Here is a 20,058-nt window from a genome sequence, read left to right on the forward strand (position 1 = left end):
ATTTTTTTGAATTTCTTTTCAGAAATCCGTGTTGCTTTCGTTCGCCGCAACAGTCGTAAATTTTACCAAGGCTATTCGTCGATGTCAAGCATTTTTTCTTCTTTTTTAAAAAAAGAAGTTCCATCGCATTCCCTGCGGTGGAACTTCAGTATAGCATTATCCTTTTTTAGTTGTCAACCAGTTTTTGCTTTTTTCTTACTTTTTTACAATCCACTCATTTGTAAAACTTACTTCCACCCCTATCTAATTCGATGTGGAACTTACTACCTCCAAACATCAGGTGTGGAAGTTACTTATTCTTAATGCTATCTTATTCTTATTCGTCCATCTCTAAGCTCCGGCCGGAACTGGAGAAACATATGAATAAGAATAAACATTTAGTTTTTGATGAAAGATACGTAATTGAGCATTCTCTTAATAAAAATATGAGTTTTAAAGCCATTGGCAAACAGATTCTTAAGGACTGTACCACTGTATCCAAAGAAGTGAAAGCTCATATCATATTTGAAAAGAAAGGTGCTCCTTATAGACCTTTTAACGACTGCCTGAACAGAAAGCACTGTTTCCATTACGGCGATATATGCCTTGCCTGCGAACGTCATAAAAACCGTAACAAATGCAGTGCCTGTGGGCATTGTACAACCTCCTGTTCGGACTACTCCAAAGAGGAATGTCCCAAACTATCCAAGGCTCCCTACGTATGTAATGGTTGTGATCTGTTAAACAGCTGCACCCTTGAGAAAAGATTCTATAAAGCTCTTTCCGCGCAAAAAGAGTATGAATTGGTGCGCAGCGAATCACGTTCAGGCTTTAATCTCTGCGAAGATGAATTGAAACAGCTTGATTCCGTAATAAGTCCTTTACTCAAAAACGGTCAATCTATCCATCACATACTTGCTAACAATCAGGACAAGATTTCCTGCTGTGAAAAAACCGCTTATATTTATGCCGATAGTGGTCTTTTTTCTGCCAGAAACATAGACATGCCCAGAAAGGTCCGATTTAAGCCCAGAAAGAAAAAGTCAGTCCCTCTCAAAGTTGATAAATCCTGCAGAATAGGCAGAACCTATGATGATTATAAGCTTTACAGAATGAACAATCCTTCGCTCCCTGTTACTGAACTTGATTCTGTAGAAGGGATAAAGGGCGGTTCTGTATTACTCACCATTCACTTTGTACTTCCAAAGCTTCAACTGGCATTTTTGCGGGAAGCAAATGACTCTAAATCTGTGACTGACATATTTGATCATCTATACGAATTACTTGGGTTTGATAACTTCACCAAACTATTCCCCCTATGTCTGGCCGACAACGGAACCGAGTTTTCAGATCCTTTCGGTATTGAAGTTGACTCAGATGGTGTGATAAGGTCTCGGGTATTTTATTGTGATCCCTCTTCTCCCGGTCAGAAGGGAGCTTGTGAAAATAACCATGAATTCATAAGAAGAATCATTCCAAAATTCACGGATCTTGGGCAGTACGCTCAGGCGGAAATCAATCTCATGATGGATCACATCAATTCCTATGGAAGACCTGAACTTGGTGATAAATCACCTTATGAAATGTTTGAATTCTACTATGGCAAGGAAATATTAGACTTACTCGGTATTCACAAAATACCTGCAAATGAAATCATTCTGAAACCGGAATTATTGAAACACAAATAAAGAAAGAAGCACTCTCTTTATCTGTGTGCATTGCACACTTCTATCCTTACTTCGCTTGATTAATACAATTCTGATGAGAATTAACTGTGTCAAGGCTGCCGCAGGCACCTTTTTAAAGCTTTGGCCTTGACACAGCTAATTTCATCAGATAAAAAGTACCCCGGCGAAGTAAGGATAAAGATTTCTGCATCTGCAGAAATTTCCTTATAAACAATCAAAAGGCCGGAGTCCTACGCAGTTGGATGAGTTTCCTATCGTTACCTTAAGGGGTGGAATTCACTAACTCTTACCAGGACCACGTGAATTCGACTTCTCATTTTGATGCGCATTTTTCCGGCTTTTGGTTTATTATAGATGCTTTTTGACATAAATACCACCATTTTTGTAAGAAAAAACTTCCACCCCGTGGAAGTTAGTCCTACAAGGTGGAAGTTACCCTTACAAAGTGGAATTAACTTTTACAAGTGACGTTTTTTACAATCCCGTAACATCAGGATAATCCCGCCAGCCAGTAGGCGAACCGGTTCATCTGATAAAGCTTCGTCAGCCATTCGTTTTCAACAGTCCACGCCGCGATCTGGCTGCCGACTCTTCCTGTATCGAAGCTGGCGATTACAATATAAATAATCCATAAAACTACGATGCTCTCTGCCATGCCGACCACGATTCCCAGTACACTGTTAAGCAGTTTCAGAATCGGCAGGTGCGCAATTGCCGAAAGGGACTTGAAAATCAGGTTCACCAGTCTGGCTGCGAGCCCGGTAATCAGCAGCATCAGAATCGACAGTATAATATTGGTATTGTTTTTTTCTTTCACACTGCTATATAAAAGGATAGCCAGCGAAAGGACGAACAGAGAAATGACCAGAGACAGCAGCATCCTGATTTCATCCACCAATCCTTTTTTCATTCCGGCATATCCCCGCCAGAGGGCAAATAAGATCACACAAACCAGCAGTACGTTCATTTTTTCTCCCGTTTATTTCATTTCTATCATATCTATGCTGTTTGCAGTAACCGCAAGAAACCGGTTTCCGCCCAGCGTTTTTAAAAGCTGCGTCTGTTCCGGTATCGGTCCGCTGTATTTTTCTTTTCCGTTCAGGTTATAAATCAGGCACTCTGCTTCATTATATATAATCAGTTCCTGATCCGAAATCAGAACATCCCGGTATTCGATTGCAAACGGCAACGACAGCACCTGCGTCCCGTTCATATTATAAATGTCAATCCGATATTTTCCGTTTCCGTTCGTACCATTAAAAATAAACGCCACATAATTGCCGCTACTGCGGACGTCCTGCACCTCCTCCTGCATGAAATTCTGGAAGATATTTTTTGGAATTTCATTCCCTTCATATAACATGAACTGATTATTTCCCACAGAATACGCCGTATGCGTCCCCGCAAACTCTGCCAGCGGGATTACCGTATCCGAATATTCGTAGGAGCTTACCATCGTGTCGGTGTAGTTTTGTCCGACTTCGTCAAAATTGTAAAAGCTGACGATCGATTTCATACTGCCGCTTTCTGCTTTCAGATATGCCACCATCATCAGTTTTCCATTGTCCGACAATGACACGGAAACCGGATAACCCGATTTCTGCATCGTCGTTTTGATTCCGACTGCTTTTTCCCCAGTAGGATTATAGACGTTGATCCAGGTCACATCCCCATCCTCCAGAATCGCCGCCACAACACCGTTCGCTGCCACGGACAGCGATTTCACCGGAAGGTTCGTATCAATCTGTTTGGATGTTCCGTCCTGACTGATATCATAAATCAGGTTGCCGTTATAATCCCCAACTGCGACCCAGCCCGACCGCACGGAGACGCACGGCGACTGCATGTCGTAAGTCTGGTTCCACATGGCGTTGCCCTTGTAATCCGTATAGCTGATACCATCCTTACTGTAGGTCAGAAAGCCATTCTGGTAGCTCAGCAGAGTAGAACCGGACACCTGGTTCCTGTCGATTGCGGACACGACCGTGTAGCCGGAGTAGGTTTGATTTTTAAGCAGCGTTACCGCCGTCACCGTCAGCGCTGCGATCACGCCGATTACGCAGCCGGAACGAAGGATCACTTTCAGACGATGCGCCCGGATTTCCCGTTTAAAATCCTTGCTGTCTTTTTTCTCGTTTTTTTCCTTTTTTCGCAGGTATTCCCTGATATCTACCATATGAGATAAGTCCCCATTTCTTTTGCAGCATCTTTGCGAGCATGTTGACTCACTTGCGCTCATTCCATCACGAGCCCGCGCTGACGCGCTTTACCGCCTGCTATGCAGGCTGCTCGTTCTCTAATGGCGCAAGAAAAACAAATGTCGCCTTCGGCGTCGCTTGTTTTTCTTGTGCGCTCATTCCATCATAACACATTCATTATTTTGAAGGTAGTAAAATATTCTGTCCGGGCTGGATTTGATTCGGGTCTTTTATATTATTCAGACGGCAGATTTCTATCACTTTTTCATCTGTTCCGTAAAATCTCCTGGAAATAGCAATGAGGCTGTCTCCCTTCTGTACCTGATAGCTTTCCGGGCGCGCCAGGGCTTCCTGAACCTGAGGGGAGGAATCGGAGGCTGATGCGGACTGCCGGGCTGTCGAGGTTTCAGCGTCTGCGTCGGTCGTGACCGCATTCTGGCCATCTGCCATTACGCTATCCGTTGTTACGCTGTCCGTCGTTACGCTGTCCGACATTACGCTGTCTGGCATTACGCTCTCTGGCATTACACTTTCTGGCATTACACTGTCCGTCGTCCTATTGTCTGTCGCTTCGCCATCCATCGCCGCATTGTCCGTGCCGGTTGTATCGTCCGCCTGTGCAGCTTCGTCCAAGGCGGCAGACCGCGCCATTTCGTCCGATGAATTCCAGCCGACAGTCTCTTCTACAATCAGTCCGGAAGATGTATTTTTCGTCTCATTTTTTGTATTCCGGACAGCTCCTGCCAACAGGGCGGAAACCGCTTTCATATCCGGATACTGATTGACGGATGTCAGCGCCGTTCCGACCAGAACCAACAAAAGCACCAGGCAGCCAATCCGGCAAAGCTTCGGGAAGAGGGCGCCGGTACTGCCCAAGCGGGCCTGATAAGCTGTCCCAAAAGCAGTTTTCCTCGACGCTGCGTTCAGCGTAGGCGCTGCAGCTTTAAGCGCACCCAACCTCGACAGCACCGTTTTCCTGCCAGACGCGGTATTCGGCGCAGACGCCCTGGAGGCAGTTGCACTCCGCGCTGTATTCGGTGTAGACGCCCCGGAGGCGGTTGTACCACGCGCTGCGTCCGCTGCAGCTTCCGCTTTTCTTTTTTCCCGGCGGGCATTGATCGCTTCCATCACCCGTTCCTCCTCCACAGCCGCAGGGCGGTTCTGCTCCCGTTCAGCAATCATATATGCCTGCATTTCTTCGTTTTGTTCATAAAAAATAAAATAGCCTCCGATCTGGATTTCTTCTCCCCGCACGGTCCAGAACCGGACGGAGGCTTCCTTTTTTTCAATTTTTCCAATCCGCTCCAGCTTCTGAAAATACGGAAAATTTCCGCGCCTGAAGTCCGTTTCTTTTTCCACCCCGTAAATTAAATAATAGCGGATGCCGTCCTTTTCCTCCTGCTGCCCGAATGCCAGACACGTCTCTTTTCCCTGGCATCGTTCCAGAAACGTATGGACATAATCCTCCATGTACAATTTTACATTCGGACTGCCTGTCCCGATCTGCATCACATTTTTGGGTATTTTCAACATTTTACCTCTGCTCCTTTCCATCCGGGCACCCCGTTTTTCCTAATCTTAGCAGACCGTTGCCGCAGATTCTGTCTGTTTATGCGCTCTTTTTTGGCGGTTTGGAGCAGAGTCTCGTTCTGGAACTTTTGCACATATTTATTCTGTCAAACACTTCTGTTCGATATAAAAAGCACAATAAAATACATTGTATTTCCTTCCGGGCTCTTCTAAACTATTTTTTAGTAGATACCAAAATTTCTGCAGAATATACTAAAGGAGTGGTACTGAAAATGAGCAAACTTTCTCTTGCAGGCGAATGGAAACTTCGCGGCGAGTTTATGGACGTAACAGCAGATCGCTGTGCAGAGGTGCTCGCCCACCTCAACGCCATGCCTCCAAAGCCGACAATACCCGGTTATCTGACCGAAGAAAATATGACCGAGGAGGAGCGGAAATTGTATCTGAAAGAACCCGATCCGAAATTTACGGTAAATACCGCCCTCGCCATGCACCCCTATCCTTCCAAAACGGGATATATTCCTATGACTGTACCCGGCGACGTTACAACCGCCCTGATCGATAACGGAGTTATCGAGGAGCCTTTTTTAAAGGACAACACAAAAAAAAGCATCTGGATTAAAGAGCTTTCCTGGTGGCTTGTCAAAGAATTTGATATTACCGAAGAAATGCTCAACGAAGATATTGTCCGCCTGAACATTGAAATGCTCGATTTTAATGCCGATATTTTAGTTAACGGCATTCCCGCCGGACATCAGGAAAATACCTTCTGTGCTTTTTCTGCAGATATCAAACGCTTTTTGCATGTCGGTACCAACCAGATCGTGATCCGTCTGACCTCCGGCATGGAATTAAATTATCCACATGACACCGTTTCCTATTACTGTGCAAGTGACAATGCGATCTGCGACCAGCGTGTATACACGCGTAAGCCACAGTTTACCTATGGCTGGGACTGGTGTCAGCCCGTTCCTACCTGCGGTATCGGACGTTCGATCGAAATCGAAGCGTTCAGCGGTGCACAGGTAATCGCTTCCCGCGTCGATACGCTCAGCCTTTCCGGAAATGATGCAGAAATCGAATTTCATTTTGAAATCGAAAAATCCAACATGGTGCAAAGCGCTGAAACAGAGCTGGAATATGAGCTGTCCATCGACGGCAAGACCGCGTATACCGGTCATCAGACCCTGATGCTTGTCGGCGGCATCAATTTTGCACAGGAACGCGTTGTATTAAAGGATGCAAAGCTCTGGTGGCCGAACGGTTACGGTGCTCAGAACCTTTATACCTTTACCGCACGCTGCACGGCACGCGGCATCACCCATGAAGCAAAACCGAAGAAAATCGGTATCCGCACGCTTTCCATCGACTTTTCCAAGCTGCCGGATGAAAGCCGCAACTTCTTCTTCAAAATCAACGGCACCCGTATTTTCTGCAAAGGCGGCAACTGGGTTCCTACCGATTCTATCTATCTGCGGACGCCTGATGAAAACTATAAAAAGCTGGTCAGCGAAGGTGCAGCAGCACACTTTACCATGTTCCGTATGTGGGGCGGCGGCACTTATGAACCGGATTGCTTCTACGATTACTGCTCCGAATACGGTATTTTACTGATGCACGATTTTATGTATGCATGTGCTTTTTACCCCGATCAGAAGGATTCGTTCCTTTACGAAGCAGAACGCGAGGCAGAATATCAGACCAAGCGTCTGGCGCATTATCCCTGTATGGCAGTCTGGACCGGAAACAACGAAATCGCCGAGTCCTACACCGACTGGTTCCCGGGAATGCTGCAGCCCGAACGCTACTGGGGCGATCAGATTTTCAACTACATCCAGCCCCGCGCGGTCCAGCACAACAGCCCGCTGATTCCCTACATGCCCTCCACCCCGTACTTTGGAGAACGTTCCAATACCACTGAAGAGGGAGACGTCCATGCATGGACCTATTTTGGACGCGATTCCAAGACGAGATTCAAATTTTCTTACGAGCTGGAAGCTTTTGATCGATTTCCGGCGCGTTTTTCCAGTGAATACGGATTTTTCGGTGCGCAGATGGAAAGCACCGTCCGCCGGTATTTGGACGGGGAAGAGATGTCCTTCAACAATCCGTCCTGGAAGCATCACGGCGAGTTCGAACGCAAGCGTGGGGCCATTGACGGCGTTATCAACCGCCATCTGACTGAATTTTCCACGCTGGACGAACGCAGCTATCTGCTTTACAGCGGTATCATGCAGGGACTTTTATATGCCGAAATGGCAGAGGCGCTCCGCCAGAAATCTTATGGTGCCGGCGATCTGATCTGGATGTACAATGACTGCTGGCCGGAAACCGGTTGGACCATTATCGATTACTATCTGACCAGAAAGGTTTCGTTCTACTTCTTAAAACGCGCTTTTGATACGAAAAAACTGATTATCCGGAAGGCAGACGGCGGCGCGGTTGTAACCGTCATCAACGAAACCCCTGATGAAATCCGGACAACTATCTGCGTCGGCACACAGACCTTTGATGGCGCACACAATAGTGTTCTCCTGACAAAGGATTTGACCGTTGCTCCGCATTCCTGGCAGCAATTCCATGTAGACGCTGAAGAGCCTGCCGCAGACGGATATTTCGTTGTAAGTGCAGACGGCTTTGAAACAGCTGACAGTCTGCGCGCTTATTACCGCGAATACACCATTCCGGAAAGCGATGCGGTGATCGAATCCGTTGAAAAAGACGGCAGCGATCTGCTCGTAACCGTCCGTGCAAACGTATTTACACCGTTCGCTTATCTGATGACAAGCGACGACAGAGTACATTACAGTGATAACTACTTCAAGCTCTATCCCGGAGAGGCAAAAACGATCCGCGTAGAAAACTGTGACGAGACACCTACACTGTACACAGCTGCGACAATGCACGCGTAAATTTGTATATACCTGTTATGCGCATGCGCAAAAAGATTCACAAAAGGATCTTTCGCGCATGCGTTTCACATTGAGTGAGCATCGTCCTGCGCAATGTTAAAAGAAAGGGGACTTATGTCACATACAATTATTGACCTGCCGTCTGTCAGAGACGACGGCAGGCTTTACCGCGATACCGCTTTGAATTTCGTGGAATCCCTGATTCCGAATCCGTGGAACAGCTGTCACGCGCCCGATCTTTTAGAGCTTGAAAATGGCGATCTGCTTTGCTGCTGGTTTGCAGGCTCCTGTGAAGGAAACGCGGATGTCAGCATTGCTGTGTCGCGTCTGTCAGAGGACAGTTCCCAGTGGGAAACACCGGTAATTGTTTCCGATGATCCAACCCGCAGCGAGCAGAATCCTTCCCTCTTCCTGCATCCAAACGGAGAAATCTGGCTGATGTATACCGCACAGGTTTCCCGTGATCCCAACAATCCAACCTCTGACAATTTACAGGGAACTGCTGAAATCCGCCGGAAAATTTCCCGCGATAGCGGGCACACCTGGGAGGCGACCGAGACAATGTTTTCCGCTCCCGGCTCGTTCTGCCGGCAAAAGATTCAGATTCTGTCCAACGGACGTTTTATTTTCAACAATTTCCGCTGTGCGATCAACGATTCCTGCATGGGAGACGATTACACCGTCCTGCAGCTTTCAGATGACCAGGGCAAAACCTGGCGCAGCGTCATGATGCCCGGCAGCCGCGGGCGCGTACACGGCAATATCGTGGAGCTTTCTCCCGGAAATCTGATCTGCCTGCTGCGCAGCCGCTCTGCTGACCATATTTACCGTTCGGAATCCCATGATAACGGCGAGACCTGGAGCGTGCCGGAGCCTACTGTGCTGCGCAACAACAACGCAAGCATTACCGCAATCCGTCTTCAAAGCGGCGCAGTCTGCGTTGTATACAATGACGTCGCCTTCAATGACGAGCCCGAGCGCACCGTCTGGCCCGACCAGCGCTGTCCTGTCGTACTCGCCATTTCCGAGGACGGAGGAAAAACCTGGCCCTGGCGGCGTATTATCGAGCACGGCGAGGGCTTTATCGGTCCGTGGAACGACGTCAACAACCGCCGTTACGAATATCCCTGCCTGATTCAGGGAAAAGACGGCAGGATTCATGTCGCTTATGCGTGGGGCTATCGCAAGCGTATTAAATATCTGTGCATGGATGAAGCATGGATCCGAGGAGAAAAGCTTTGTAAAGGCGTTGGCGGGGACGAGACTCTGACCTGCAAAAGATAAGGGAAGCAAAGACGGCAACATTCTATTGTCATGAATAAAAACCGGCAGACAGCAAAGCTTTGATCGCTTCGCTGCTGCCGGTTTTTCTATGTCCTGCGCGGACAGTGTTATACAAACCGATATTCTGTTACGGTGTGATACGGTCTGTCAGGTCCGAATACCGAAGAAGGAAACTGTGGTTTATTCGGTGTATCCGGATAGAACTGGGTTTCCAGTGCCAGACCCGCTCTGTAGCCGTAGGTTTTCCCATCCTTTGCGGCTTCAAGATCCCTGGAGTTGCCCGAATAGAACTGAACGCCCGGAAGATCTGTATAAACCTCCATTATGCGGGATTTATCAGAGCTCTTGACAACTGCAATTTTACGAACCTGCCCGGTGTAATTGTCCAGAACCCAGTTATGGTCATATCCGCCTGCCATTTTAAGCTGGTCAAAGTCTGCATCGATCCGTTCGCCGATCAGATGCGGCTCTGTGAAGTCCATCGGTGTACCTTCTACGCGTAAAATATCTCCATTCGGAATCGATTCTGCATCGGCCGGAGTATACGCATGAGAAAACAACTGCAGCTCATGGTCGGTAATCGGTCCGGCACCGTGTCCATCCAGATTGAAATAACAATGGTTTGTCAGGTTAAGAATCGTATCTGCATCGCTTACCACATCATAGGTAATGCGCAGTCCGTTCTCCTCCGTCAGCTCATAGAGAACCGAAAAGTCCCTGTTTCCGCTAAAGCCAAGTTCCCCATCTTTCATAGACATCGTGAATAAAATGCCGTTTTCTTTTTCTTCGGCATCCCAGATCCGCTTATGCCCACCCAGAGCTCTGTGACTGTGCAGGTTATTGCCGTTGTCGTTGACAGACAGCTCGTAGGTTTTTCCTTCGAGGGTGAATTTTGCACCGCCGATCCGGTTCGCATTCGGTGCAACGACTGCACCGTAAAATTTACCGTTTTCCAGATATTGCTCCAACCTGTCATAACCGAGTGCAACGTCTGCAAAATTACCGTTATGATCCGGCGCCCAGATGCGGATGATCAGCGCACCGAAGCTGCTGACCGTCACCTTCATACCATGACTGTTTTCCAGTGTATACAAATACACCTCTCTGCCGTTTACTTCCCCAAATAACTCTTTTTTCATAGGTTCGTCCATCTCTTTCGTCTGAAAATTTTGTCTGTTACAGCTCGGTACGCCCCTCCAGCGCACGGAGCAGTGTTACTTCATCAATGTATTCCAGATCGCCGCCTACCGGTACGCCGCTCGCGATTCTCGTCACGCGGATTCCGGTGGGTTTAATCAGCTTGCCGATGTACATCGCCGTCGTCTCACCCTCAAGGCTGGAGTTGGTTGCGATAATGACTTCTTTTACCTCCGGTTCTCTACTCAGGCGCTCCATCAGCTCTTTTAATTTGATATCATGGGGTCCCACGCCCAGCATCGGGGAAATCGCCCCGTGCAGCACATGATAGACTCCTTTATATTTTCCGGTTTTTTCGTAGGCAGCCAGATCCCGGCTGTTCTCCACAACCATAATCGTCGAATGGTCCCGCTCTGCGTTGGCACAGATCGGGCAAAGCTCGTTATCGGTCAGGGTAAAGCATTCCTTACAATAGCGAACATTCTGACGAGCCTGTATCATCGCATTTGCAATCCTGTTCACCTTTGCTTCCGGAAGCCCGATCAGGTGAAACGCCAGACGCTGCGCAGATTTACTGCCAATTCCGGGAAGCCCCGAAAGCTCGTCAATGAGTTTGTTGATATAGCCGCTGTAAAGATCCATATCAGAACGGGAAGCCTCCGCCGAGTCCGCCTGTCATTTTACCCATCAGCTCCTGGCTCGCTTCGTCCGCCTGCTTCATCGCTTCATTCACAGCCGCAACGATCATATCCTGCAGCATTTCCACATCTTCCGGATCTACTGCTTCTTCGGAAATGGTCAGCTTTACCAGCTCCTTTTTGCCGTTTACGACAGCCTCAACCGCGCCGCCGCCGGATTTTGCAGAGAACTCTTTCACCTCAAGTTCCTTCTGTCCTTCTTCCATCTGACGCTGCATGCGCTGTGCCTGCTTCATCAGGTTATTCATGTTGCCGGGCATACCCATGCCGCCCGGAAAACCGCCTCTCTTTGCCATTTTATTGCATCCTTTCTGTTTGTTACTCTTCTTCTATGTCCATATGAATGACCCTTGTCAGGTCTACATAAGAACTTTCCATTTCCTGTTTGCTGCGCACGCTGCGGACTTCAACCTCGATCTGCTTGCCCGTCAGCTCCGCCAACAGTTGTTCCAGTGCGCCCTTATTTGCCGGTTCTTTGGTAAAATAATCGGACGCCAGCCCGTCTTCCACCACAAGCAGCAGCCGATTGTCACCGCCAAGGCTTAAGCGCGCATTTTTGAGATACGACTTCATCGGCTGCTGTGCACTTCCTGCAACCCGTGGCCACTTGGCTACGATTTCTTTGATTTCCTCGGGAACTGCCTTGGGCAGCTCTGCCCTTCTGACCGGCGCTGCTGCCTGCACTGCGGGCTGTCCTGTCGGCGCCGCTGCGATTGCAATCGAGCCGCTTTCGATCTGTTCCACCGTCTGTTCCAGCTTTCGAATCCGTTCCAGAAGTGTATCTTCGTTCGTCTCCATCTCCGGCCTGCACAGCCGAATCAGCGCCATTTCAATCAGGACACGTTTCTGACCCGCATAGCGAATCCTACCGGACAGCTCCGAAAAACACCGGATATCCCGCATGATCGCGTCTACTTCGATCTGCTGCGCTTCTTCTTTCAATCTTGCCAGATTCTCACTGGATATGTCAATCACTTCTTCACAAGAATCCCCGGAAGTTTTCACCAGCAGGAGGTTGCGCAGATACCAGGTAAAATCGGAAACAAACTGGCTCATATCCCGTCCCTGCAGCACGATCTCTTCCAGCACACCGATACAGCCCGCCACATCCCGCGCAATCACGCAGCGCAACAGTTTGCTGAACACCGACGTATCCACCGCGCCCAGCACGTCCAGCACCATATCGTAGGTCAGCTCGTGTCCGAAATGGAACGCAAGGCACTGATCCAGAAGGCTCCAGGCATCACGCATCGCACCGTCTGCGGATTTTGCAAGGTATTTTAACGCCTTTTCCTCGATCGGCAGCGCTTCGCCCGCCGCGGCAAGGGCTTCCTTCATGCGCTCTTCGATCTGTTCGACCGTCAGGCGCTTGAAATCATAACGTTGACAGCGGGACAAAATCGTAACCGGAATTTTATTGGCTTCCGTCGTCGCCAGAATAAAGATGACGTAGGACGGCGGCTCCTCCAGGGTTTTTAACAGTGCGTTGAACGCTCCCGCAGAAAGCATATGAACCTCGTCGATGATATAAACGCGGTATTTTCCTTCCGTCGGGGAATATGCCACTTCATTCACGATTTCACGAATATTATCGACGCCGTTATTAGACGCTGCGTCTATTTCTATCACATTCATGCTTCTGCCTTCTGCAATCGCCTTACAGGATGCGCATTCTCCGCAGGGGCTTCCGTCCACGGGATGCTCGCAGTTGACACTTTTTGCAAAAAGCTTCGCAATACTCGTTTTACCGGTACCTCTTGTACCGCAGAATAAATAGGCATGACCGATACGATCCGACCGGATTTGGTTTTTCAGTGTTGTGACAATCGCATCCTGTCCTTTAACCTCTTCAAAGGTAGTCGGACGGAACCGTCGATACATCGCCGTGTAGGACATGGACGAACCTCCTTATGTTCTCCGCAAAGCAGACGGCGTCACGCAATGTACGCGGCGCCGTCCGTTGTCTTTTAATCTCCGAAGCTGATGCCCATCATCTTCGCCTCTCTGACGATGGATGCGTTGGGATCAAGCATTTTTAACTTACCTGCTACCTCTTCCAGCGGAACCTTGACGATTTCGCGGTGCTTGTAGCCCACCATAAAGCCGTATTCCCCGTCAAGAATCATCCTGCCTGCTTCTGATCCGAGCCGGCTGGCGAATACGCGGTCATAGGCACAGGGGCTTCCGCCTCTCTGGGTATGTCCGGGCACGGTTACTCGAACCTCCATGCCGCTCTTTTCCTGAATCTGCTCTGCGATCTCGTAGGAAACTGAAGGATATTTGTAGTTTTCCAGTTTTTTCTTATATTCTTTTTTCGACAGCTTGGCGTCCTCTTTGGAGATCGCGCCCTCTGCAACTGCCAGAATTGTAAATCTGCTGCCGCGGTTATGCCGTTCGTTGATTTTTTCCACAATCTTGTCGATATCGTAAGGAATTTCCGGAACCAGAATGATGTCCGCGCCGCCCGCGATACCGGCATTTAAGGTCAGCCAGCCAACCTTGTGTCCCATAACTTCTACGATAAATACGCGTCCATGGGATGCCGCCGTCGTATGGATGCAATCCAGCGCGTCTGTTGCAATATTGACCGCGCTCTGGAAGCCAAAGGTCATATCCGTTCCCCAGAGATCGTTGTCGATGGTCTTGGGCAGCGTTACAATGTTCAGGCCTTCCTGGCGCAGCAGATTCGCTGTCTTATGTGTGCCGTTGCCGCCGAGAATTACCAGGCAGTCCAGCTGCAGCTTGTAATAGGTCTGTTTCATCGCCGCCACTTTGTCGACACCGTCTGCGCCGGGCTCACGGATCAGCTTGTAAGGAGTACGGCTGCTGCCAAGGATTGTGCCGCCCTTTGTCAGAATACCCGAAAAATCGTCATAGGTCATCAGACGGAACTTTCCGTAGATCAGTCCCTGATAACCGTCCTGAAAGCCATAGATTTCAACGTCTTCCGTGCTGTTATAAAGCACCTTTGCCACGCCTCTCATCGCTGCATTCAGTGCCTGACAGTCACCGCCGCTGGTCAGCATACCTATTCTCTTCATCCCAAAGTCCTCCTTCTCTGTGCTGCGCCCTCTGCAGCCATCATTTAACTAGAATTATATAATATTTTAAAAATATGTACAAGTGACTGTAAAATTTTCGCTTGCATATTAGAGATTTTTCGGCTAGAATGATGATGTTGTAAAAATATATGGAGAAGTACCCAAGTGGCTGAAGGGTCCGGCTTCGAACACCGGTAGGCTGTAACAGGCGCGAGGGTTCAAATCCCTCCTTCTCCGTACTATGGGGCTGGGTTCGTTCTAGGAACCCAGCCCTTTTGCGCACCCTTGCCATCCGGCAGGCATACTCTAATAGCAAATCACCTGCCGCCAAAGCCGATTCTTATGACTTTCTTATGGATAATCCCCGAGGCCGCGTTTCTCGCCCTCTCCCTTTCCCTGGATACATTTGTCGCCGGGCTTTCCTACGGAAGCAGCAAAATCCGTCTTCCTCTGGTCTGCGCTGTCACTGTCAGCCTGGTCTGCTCGGGTGTCCTCTGCCTTTCCATGCTTGCCGGATCCCTCGTCCGTCCATTTCTTTCCCCTATCGCCGCCCGACTGATCTGCTTTTTACTGCTCGTCTGCATGGGCACCCTTCGGATTCTCGATCAAGCGATCAAATCCTTTCTGTGCCGTCACGATGGCTTTTCCAGAAATTTCATGTTCCGTGCCCTGCATTTCCAGTTTTTTCTCTCCGTCTACGCCGATCCCTGTAAGGCGGATGCCGACGCCTCCAAAAGCCTTTCTGTCCCGGAATCCGTCTGCCTCGCCCTCGCGATGTCCTTAGACGGTGCTGCAGCAGGCTTCGGTGCAGCCCTCGGGAATCTAAATCCTGTCGCCGTTCTTTTCTTTTCCCTCCTATTCGGATTTACAGCAATACAAGGCGGCTTCCTGCTTGGAAACCGCCTTGCACAAAAAACTCATTTTTCTGTTGACTGGCTCTCCGGAGCCCTGCTGATTCTGCTGGCATTTTTGCGGCTGATCTGAAACAGAGACTGTGTGTTCTCTTACTTTCCGGATAAATAAACCGCACAGGATGCGCCCGGCAGGATAATTTCGTCTTTACGGATCAGTTCTTTTCCATTCCAGGCAAAAATAACCAGCGTGCCTTCTTTATTGCATGCATTGACGATCAGATCCGTCCCCGGAATCTGCAGAAGATGCCGAGGCCAGTTGCCCGTTGCCCATTCGCCGAGGTAACGCAGTTTTCCGTCTGTCGAAAATGCAGACAACGTATTCGCACCGCGGTTGCAGACAATCACCGTCTTCTCATCCGCCATGCAGATTGTTCCCGGATAGTTTGTTCCGTCAAATCTGCTCGTCTTTACACACTCGCTACAGCCACCGTTTTCCCAGCGGCGCAGCGTGCCTCCCAGCTCCTGAGCGCTGAGCAGCTTTCCGGATTCTTTCTCCGGCAGCAGCTGACGCGGTCCCTCACCGGTCGGCAAAACCAGCGCTTCCAGTTCTTTTTCCGGCAGTCCGTCTTTTAACTCGTAACGGTAAATCCGGTCACAGCCAAGATCTGCAAGGTACAGAATGTTATCCTGCTCGCTGACCCAGTGCGCGTGCGGGCAGATTTTTTCTGTCTGTGCATCGATCACGCCAGCACCCGGACTGCGATGCCAACGGATTTTTTCGAGATCATAATCCACTGCAAAGAAATCCCCGGTTCCATAGCAGCTCGCATACAATGCCTTTTTCCCGGCATACAGATGGCACAGCTCTCCACCCGGAAGGAAAATCTTTTTGCCGGTCGGGACAGGAATCCCATCTTCCGAAAGGCGGTACTGATAAATGTAAGCGTGTTTTTCTCCGACCAGCTCCGCAACTGTATACAGGAAGCCTCCATGCATCAGGCTAAAGGACGGACTGTCTCCCTGCCGGATTCCGCCGGTTACTTCCGTATGCACTTCCCCGGTTTCCGTATTTTCAAAAAGCTTTACCGCAAGCAGGTCACTGCCCGTTTCTGCACCGTAACCGCTGCAAAGCAGCCTAATTTCCTGTTCCATGATTCCTCTCATTTCCGCGCACGCTTTTTGCGCATGCCGAGTTTGTGTCACGTGTGCGCAGACACAAATCTCACGATTGAAAAATTATATTTTTCAATCTTCCTCCGTCAGGTCAGATCCAGATCGGTGTCAAGCCACCAGCGCAGCACATCCTGGATCTTCGCATCCCAGTATTTCCACTGATGGTCGCCGCTGGATTCTTCCAGCTTCATCTCGTAGCCAAGCTCTTTCATATATTCCCATGCTCTCTTGTTTCCCTCGTACAGGAAATCCTCCGTACCGCACCAGCTGTAAAGTCTGGGAATCGGTTTTCCGGAGGTCTTGAGCTTCTTTGCAAGTGCCATCAGATCGTCATCAGAGCCTTCCAGCTGTTCCAGAGAACCATAAATTCCTCTGAACAGAGCTGCATCCCGGCTATCGCCCTCCAGATGTCTTCCAACATCCTCAATAATATCCAGACAGCCGGACAGAGATGCTGCTGCTCCAAATGTCTCACTTGCACCAAGACCAAGCTTCCATGCACCGTAGCCACCCATCGACAGGCCTGCTGCCAGATTGTCTTCTTTTTTATCCGACATCTGCGGGAAAAATTCTCTGCAGATTTTGGGCAGTTCCTCGGAAATATAGGTCCAATAACGCATTCCATAGGTTGTATCTGTATAAAACGCGAGATGTGTGGTGGGCATAACAACTGCAATACCAAGCTGGCTCACATAACGCTCGATAGAGGTTCGGCGCTGCCAGATTGTCTGATCGTCGCTCATTCCGTGCAGAAGATACATGGTTTTTAACTTACCCTCTGCACCTTTTCCCTCCATTCCGATCTGTCCGCTTGTCTGCTGCGGCAGAATCACGTCCGCTGACGTACACATCCCCAGTACATCAGAAAAGAAATCCACATGTAAAAGTGCCATTTTTATCCTCCTCTTTTTGCCCTTTCAGGGTCATTCTCATGCTATCATTATCTTCTTCCCTCCCGCTTTCGTCAAGATAGTTTCGAGAAGCGAATTTTTCAAAAAAAGATTGACAAATTCTGACAATTCCATGTACAATAGAGCACGGATTTCGGAGAATTCCGTATTCCTGCCCAGATAGCTCAGTTGGTAGAGCAGAGGACTGAAAATCCTCGTGTCACTGGTTCGATTCCGGTTCTGGGCATTTTTTATTTGAATTTTAAAAAGGTTTCAGCTCTGTACGGAGCTGAAACCTTTTTTGGTGGGTGAAGCATTTTTCTATGTAAAAGGACAACAAGTACACCGTCTCGTTTTGCGCATCATTGTCCAAACTTAGTGTAAACTCTTTTTCTATAATCGGCAACTTAAATTCTATAGATTTCAGCCACTGACCATTCTCTTTGCGTTCTTCGTAAATCTGCACATTATCCACTAACTGCGACAGGAACTCCCGTTTCTCTACTTCGTTCATTTGAGCATACAATTTATCAAAGAAAATGAGTGCCTTGTAAATGTTATCCCCTGTAATCTTATCTGCCAGCAGAGAGCGTTTCTTAGCCTTTGCAGATACCAGCAATTCCTCTGCCTTGCGGTCAAAAAATTTGACCACAAGTTATATTTGTTTATCCGGCAGCAAAAGTAATCTATCTATTACCGGATGAATAATTGCGGTTTCTATAATCTGGTTAATTGCACAAAGTTTCTTTCCAGCATCTTTACTGGATGCTCCGCAGTGATAAACCAGTTCTGTCTCCTCACCATAATCAAGTACAATTAACCTGTCATGACAATCGGGATTAGGCTTAATTTGAAGAGAAGGATATTCATTTTGAAAATCTGTCACTAAAGATTTTGTAAGAAACCCCTTCCCACCTTTTCCATTTTCTGTGAACAAAACAACCTCCACACCATCAGCCTTCTGAGAAAGATGTTGTAATGACTTTGCATTCATATAATCATCTACAACATAGATTGATTTCTTTGCTTGCTGATAGATTTCTATGTAAGCAATGTCAGCCTCTAACTTCTGTCCTTTATAAATCACAAAATTCTTTTTGTCTTTATCGGTAATAAAATTATCTGCTAAGATATTCACATCTTTTTGAATTGAATCTACCTTATTCTCCATTCGGTCCTGCCTCTCCGTTATTGTTCCAACCTTTGCTGTTAAAAGATCCATTTCATTTCTGGTAACAAACTGCTGATTCTGCCTAATATAGTGACGCATCTCCCTAAAAGTACGCATAATAAATATACTCTGTTGTTCCGCTAATTTTCCACGAAGAACTGTTGCAAGCATATAAATTCCTTGCTCTGTAAATGCGTATGGTAAATATCTACGTCCGCCTTCCTGTCCAGCAAAAAAATCCTTTTTCCGTGAGGTCACAATTTGTGACCTCACGGAATCAATTTCACCATTAGATAGTCGAAACATAAAATCTTCCGGAAATCTTTCTATATTTCTTTTTACTTGTTGATTTAACTTTTTTACTTCATAGCCATAAATTTCTGCCAAATCTTTATCCAACATTACCTGCTGTCCACGAATTATATACACTTTACTACGAATATCATCTGTAGTAATCAATTCTTTTGTTTCTTCCATTCTTCCTCCAAACAAATCTGTTGCAATTTCTATAAGCTGCTTATATCGTTCCATTATCGTGAAGCCACAAATTGGGATTTCACAGGTTAATCCTCCACTATACTCTCCATCTGCTCCAACTTCTGCAAGGCTTTCATATACGCCATTAATCTTTTATACTGCTCATCTCCAAGGCTGTGAATCTGTTTCAAAATTCTAATATCCGCTCTGGTAACTTCATAATCCATATCTGCATCTTTGTATTCTGGATCAATTCCTTTTCCTGTCAAAAGCTGTTCGGGAGTAATCTCCAATGCATCACATATAGATAACAGGCAGTCCGCTTTGGGATTTGTCTTTTTCTTCTTCCAGTCACTAATGTTACTTGTTGCAATCCCGGTCCTTTTTGATAGTTCCAACTGGGTCATGTTCTTCTTTTCCATCATATAAAAAATTCTTTCACTGATAATCATGATTTTTCCTCCATCAACATTCCGTATATATCCGCATTTATAAATTTATTTATCCGTCTATACGGTCATATTATCATGCTGCAACTTTTCTTTCAATAGAGATTTCTCTTCATTCTCATCATGTAGTGCCAGCTCATACCATGCGTTAATCTGCTTATCATATTTTTCCTGATTCGTGCATTTATCCGTTATTCTTCTTGCATCAAGCATTACCGCGGTCTGCCAGATAAGCATGTTACAATTCGGATATTCCTTTATAAGTCTCAATGCCCATTCATAAGTCTTTTCATAGCCTTCTTCTGAAAACATCCCGTCCATCTTCCTGATAATTTCTTCGATTTCAGTATCTGAAAGTTTTTCATGGAAAGAAAGTAATGTATCAAGTGAAATATCAAGCGGTCTTGCAATTGGTGCCAGCAGTTCAATATCCGGCTTGGAATTACTATTCAATTTAATTAACCAGTAGGAAATGTTGCATGATTAATCTGCTGTTTTGGCTGCCTTGATACTTCTTAGGTTGACGGCTAGATACGCATTAGAGATGTCTCCATCCAAATGCTGTTCTAGCAAGGGA

At 47.5% G+C, this 20,058-nt stretch carries 18 protein-coding genes and 2 tRNA genes; 6 read left to right on the forward strand and 14 right to left on the reverse strand.

The window, feature by feature from the left end; genetic code table 11:
* Positions 1-359 precede the first annotated feature (359 nt).
* Entirely contained in the window at positions 360-1,667 is a 1,308-nt protein-coding gene (locus ACLTOQ_RS15715; RefSeq protein ID WP_412319097.1) for an IS30 family transposase, read from the forward strand.
* Positions 1,668-2,157: 490 nt separating this feature from the next.
* On the opposite strand, the gene ACLTOQ_RS15720 is transcribed toward ACLTOQ_RS15715, so the two are convergent.
* The 3 genes from ACLTOQ_RS15720 to ACLTOQ_RS15730 form a co-directional block, all read right to left on the reverse strand.
* Positions 2,158-2,634: a CvpA family protein gene (locus tag ACLTOQ_RS15720; protein WP_412319907.1), complete on the reverse strand. Its 477-nt coding sequence runs from the start codon at positions 2,632-2,634 to the stop codon at positions 2,158-2,160.
* A 12-nt stretch (positions 2,635-2,646) separates the two neighbouring features.
* A complete protein-coding gene (locus tag ACLTOQ_RS15725) occupies positions 2,647-3,843 on the reverse strand; it encodes a DUF5711 family protein (RefSeq protein ID WP_337560689.1) in 1,197 nt (398 codons plus the stop codon).
* A 199-nt stretch (positions 3,844-4,042) separates the two neighbouring features.
* The gene (locus tag ACLTOQ_RS15730; RefSeq protein ID WP_412319909.1) at positions 4,043-5,398 is read right to left on the reverse strand and encodes a LysM peptidoglycan-binding domain-containing protein; all 1,356 of its coding nucleotides are present in this window, start codon (positions 5,396-5,398) and stop codon (positions 4,043-4,045) included.
* 269 nt (positions 5,399-5,667) lie between these two features.
* On the opposite strand from ACLTOQ_RS15730, the gene ACLTOQ_RS15735 reads away from it, so the two are divergent.
* On the forward strand, positions 5,668-8,307 hold the full coding sequence (locus ACLTOQ_RS15735; protein ID WP_412319911.1) for a beta-mannosidase: 2,640 nt from the start codon (positions 5,668-5,670) through the stop codon (positions 8,305-8,307).
* 114 nt (positions 8,308-8,421) lie between these two features.
* Complete coding sequence (locus ACLTOQ_RS15740) at positions 8,422-9,591, forward strand: sialidase family protein (RefSeq protein ID WP_412287845.1); 1,170 nt, start codon at positions 8,422-8,424, stop codon at positions 9,589-9,591.
* A gap of 107 nt (positions 9,592-9,698) precedes the next feature.
* On the opposite strand, the gene ACLTOQ_RS15745 is transcribed toward ACLTOQ_RS15740, so the two are convergent.
* The 5 genes from ACLTOQ_RS15745 to ACLTOQ_RS15765 form a co-directional block, all read right to left on the reverse strand.
* The gene (locus ACLTOQ_RS15745; protein ID WP_337425548.1) at positions 9,699-10,730 is read right to left on the reverse strand and encodes an aldose epimerase family protein; all 1,032 of its coding nucleotides are present in this window, start codon (positions 10,728-10,730) and stop codon (positions 9,699-9,701) included.
* A 37-nt stretch (positions 10,731-10,767) separates the two neighbouring features.
* The gene (recR, locus tag ACLTOQ_RS15750) at positions 10,768-11,370 is read right to left on the reverse strand and encodes a recombination mediator RecR (protein WP_021915394.1); all 603 of its coding nucleotides are present in this window, start codon (positions 11,368-11,370) and stop codon (positions 10,768-10,770) included.
* 1 nt (position 11,371) lies between these two features.
* Positions 11,372-11,722: a YbaB/EbfC family nucleoid-associated protein gene (locus ACLTOQ_RS15755; protein ID WP_021915395.1), complete on the reverse strand. Its 351-nt coding sequence runs from the start codon at positions 11,720-11,722 to the stop codon at positions 11,372-11,374.
* A gap of 22 nt (positions 11,723-11,744) precedes the next feature.
* Positions 11,745-13,322, reverse strand: a complete 1,578-nt coding sequence (gene dnaX / locus ACLTOQ_RS15760; protein WP_337425550.1) for a DNA polymerase III subunit gamma/tau — start codon at positions 13,320-13,322, stop codon at positions 11,745-11,747.
* Positions 13,323-13,393: 71 nt separating this feature from the next.
* The gene (locus tag ACLTOQ_RS15765) at positions 13,394-14,467 is read right to left on the reverse strand and encodes a 6-phosphofructokinase (RefSeq protein ID WP_021915397.1); all 1,074 of its coding nucleotides are present in this window, start codon (positions 14,465-14,467) and stop codon (positions 13,394-13,396) included.
* Positions 14,468-14,618: 151 nt separating this feature from the next.
* Here ACLTOQ_RS15765 and ACLTOQ_RS15770 point away from each other — a divergent pair.
* Together ACLTOQ_RS15770 and ACLTOQ_RS15775 are read left to right on the forward strand one after the other, a co-directional pair.
* Positions 14,619-14,704, forward strand: a tRNA-Ser gene (locus ACLTOQ_RS15770).
* Between the two features lie 105 nt (positions 14,705-14,809).
* On the forward strand, positions 14,810-15,451 hold the full coding sequence (locus ACLTOQ_RS15775; RefSeq protein ID WP_262587275.1) for a manganese efflux pump: 642 nt from the start codon (positions 14,810-14,812) through the stop codon (positions 15,449-15,451).
* Between the two features lie 20 nt (positions 15,452-15,471).
* On the opposite strand, the gene ACLTOQ_RS15780 is transcribed toward ACLTOQ_RS15775, so the two are convergent.
* A complete protein-coding gene (locus ACLTOQ_RS15780; RefSeq protein ID WP_412319914.1) occupies positions 15,472-16,473 on the reverse strand; it encodes a lactonase family protein in 1,002 nt (333 codons plus the stop codon).
* A 107-nt stretch (positions 16,474-16,580) separates the two neighbouring features.
* The gene (locus tag ACLTOQ_RS15785; protein ID WP_412319915.1) at positions 16,581-17,387 is read right to left on the reverse strand and encodes an alpha/beta hydrolase; all 807 of its coding nucleotides are present in this window, start codon (positions 17,385-17,387) and stop codon (positions 16,581-16,583) included.
* Positions 17,388-17,558: 171 nt separating this feature from the next.
* Between ACLTOQ_RS15785 and ACLTOQ_RS15790 the strand changes: the two genes are divergently transcribed.
* Positions 17,559-17,631, forward strand: a tRNA-Phe gene (locus ACLTOQ_RS15790).
* A 15-nt stretch (positions 17,632-17,646) separates the two neighbouring features.
* On the opposite strand, the gene ACLTOQ_RS15795 is transcribed toward ACLTOQ_RS15790, so the two are convergent.
* The 4 genes from ACLTOQ_RS15795 to ACLTOQ_RS15810 form a co-directional block, all read right to left on the reverse strand.
* Positions 17,647-18,036 carry a hypothetical protein gene (locus ACLTOQ_RS15795; RefSeq protein WP_412319917.1) on the reverse strand — a complete coding sequence of 130 codons (390 nt, stop codon included), beginning with the start codon at positions 18,034-18,036 and terminating at the stop codon, positions 17,647-17,649.
* Positions 18,037-18,039: 3 nt separating this feature from the next.
* On the reverse strand, positions 18,040-19,032 hold the full coding sequence (locus ACLTOQ_RS15800) for an ORF6N domain-containing protein (RefSeq protein WP_288836954.1): 993 nt from the start codon (positions 19,030-19,032) through the stop codon (positions 18,040-18,042).
* An 86-nt stretch (positions 19,033-19,118) separates the two neighbouring features.
* Positions 19,119-19,484 (reverse strand): helix-turn-helix domain-containing protein, encoded by a 366-nt coding sequence (locus ACLTOQ_RS15805; RefSeq protein WP_021915417.1) that lies wholly within the window; start codon positions 19,482-19,484, stop codon positions 19,119-19,121.
* Between the two features lie 57 nt (positions 19,485-19,541).
* Complete coding sequence (locus ACLTOQ_RS15810; RefSeq protein WP_288836952.1) at positions 19,542-19,934, reverse strand: hypothetical protein; 393 nt, start codon at positions 19,932-19,934, stop codon at positions 19,542-19,544.
* Between the last annotated feature and the right edge of the window lie 124 nt (positions 19,935-20,058).

This window comes from Gallintestinimicrobium sp., assembly GCF_046968865.1.
Taxonomy (GTDB): domain Bacteria; phylum Bacillota; class Clostridia; order Lachnospirales; family Lachnospiraceae; genus Gallintestinimicrobium; species Gallintestinimicrobium propionicum.

Coding starts and splice junctions, on each gene's coding strand:
- ACLTOQ_RS15715 (WP_412319097.1), top strand. CDS start 360: ATGAATAAGAATAAACATTTAGTTTTTGATGAAAGATACGTAATTGAG.
- ACLTOQ_RS15720 (WP_412319907.1), bottom strand. CDS start 2,634: ATGAACGTACTGCTGGTTTGTGTGATCTTATTTGCCCTCTGGCGGGGA.
- ACLTOQ_RS15725 (WP_337560689.1), bottom strand. CDS start 3,843: ATGGTAGATATCAGGGAATACCTGCGAAAAAAGGAAAAAAACGAGAAA.
- ACLTOQ_RS15730 (WP_412319909.1), bottom strand. CDS start 5,398: ATGTTGAAAATACCCAAAAATGTGATGCAGATCGGGACAGGCAGTCCG.
- ACLTOQ_RS15735 (WP_412319911.1), top strand. CDS start 5,668: ATGAGCAAACTTTCTCTTGCAGGCGAATGGAAACTTCGCGGCGAGTTT.
- ACLTOQ_RS15740 (WP_412287845.1), top strand. CDS start 8,422: ATGTCACATACAATTATTGACCTGCCGTCTGTCAGAGACGACGGCAGG.
- ACLTOQ_RS15745 (WP_337425548.1), bottom strand. CDS start 10,730: ATGAAAAAAGAGTTATTTGGGGAAGTAAACGGCAGAGAGGTGTATTTG.
- recR (WP_021915394.1), bottom strand. CDS start 11,370: ATGGATCTTTACAGCGGCTATATCAACAAACTCATTGACGAGCTTTCG.
- ACLTOQ_RS15755 (WP_021915395.1), bottom strand. CDS start 11,722: ATGGCAAAGAGAGGCGGTTTTCCGGGCGGCATGGGTATGCCCGGCAAC.
- dnaX (WP_337425550.1), bottom strand. CDS start 13,322: ATGTCCTACACGGCGATGTATCGACGGTTCCGTCCGACTACCTTTGAA.
- ACLTOQ_RS15765 (WP_021915397.1), bottom strand. CDS start 14,467: ATGAAGAGAATAGGTATGCTGACCAGCGGCGGTGACTGTCAGGCACTG.
- ACLTOQ_RS15775 (WP_262587275.1), top strand. CDS start 14,810: ATGACTTTCTTATGGATAATCCCCGAGGCCGCGTTTCTCGCCCTCTCC.
- ACLTOQ_RS15780 (WP_412319914.1), bottom strand. CDS start 16,473: ATGGAACAGGAAATTAGGCTGCTTTGCAGCGGTTACGGTGCAGAAACG.
- ACLTOQ_RS15785 (WP_412319915.1), bottom strand. CDS start 17,387: ATGGCACTTTTACATGTGGATTTCTTTTCTGATGTACTGGGGATGTGT.
- ACLTOQ_RS15800 (WP_288836954.1), bottom strand. CDS start 19,032: ATGGAAGAAACAAAAGAATTGATTACTACAGATGATATTCGTAGTAAA.
- ACLTOQ_RS15805 (WP_021915417.1), bottom strand. CDS start 19,484: ATGATTATCAGTGAAAGAATTTTTTATATGATGGAAAAGAAGAACATG.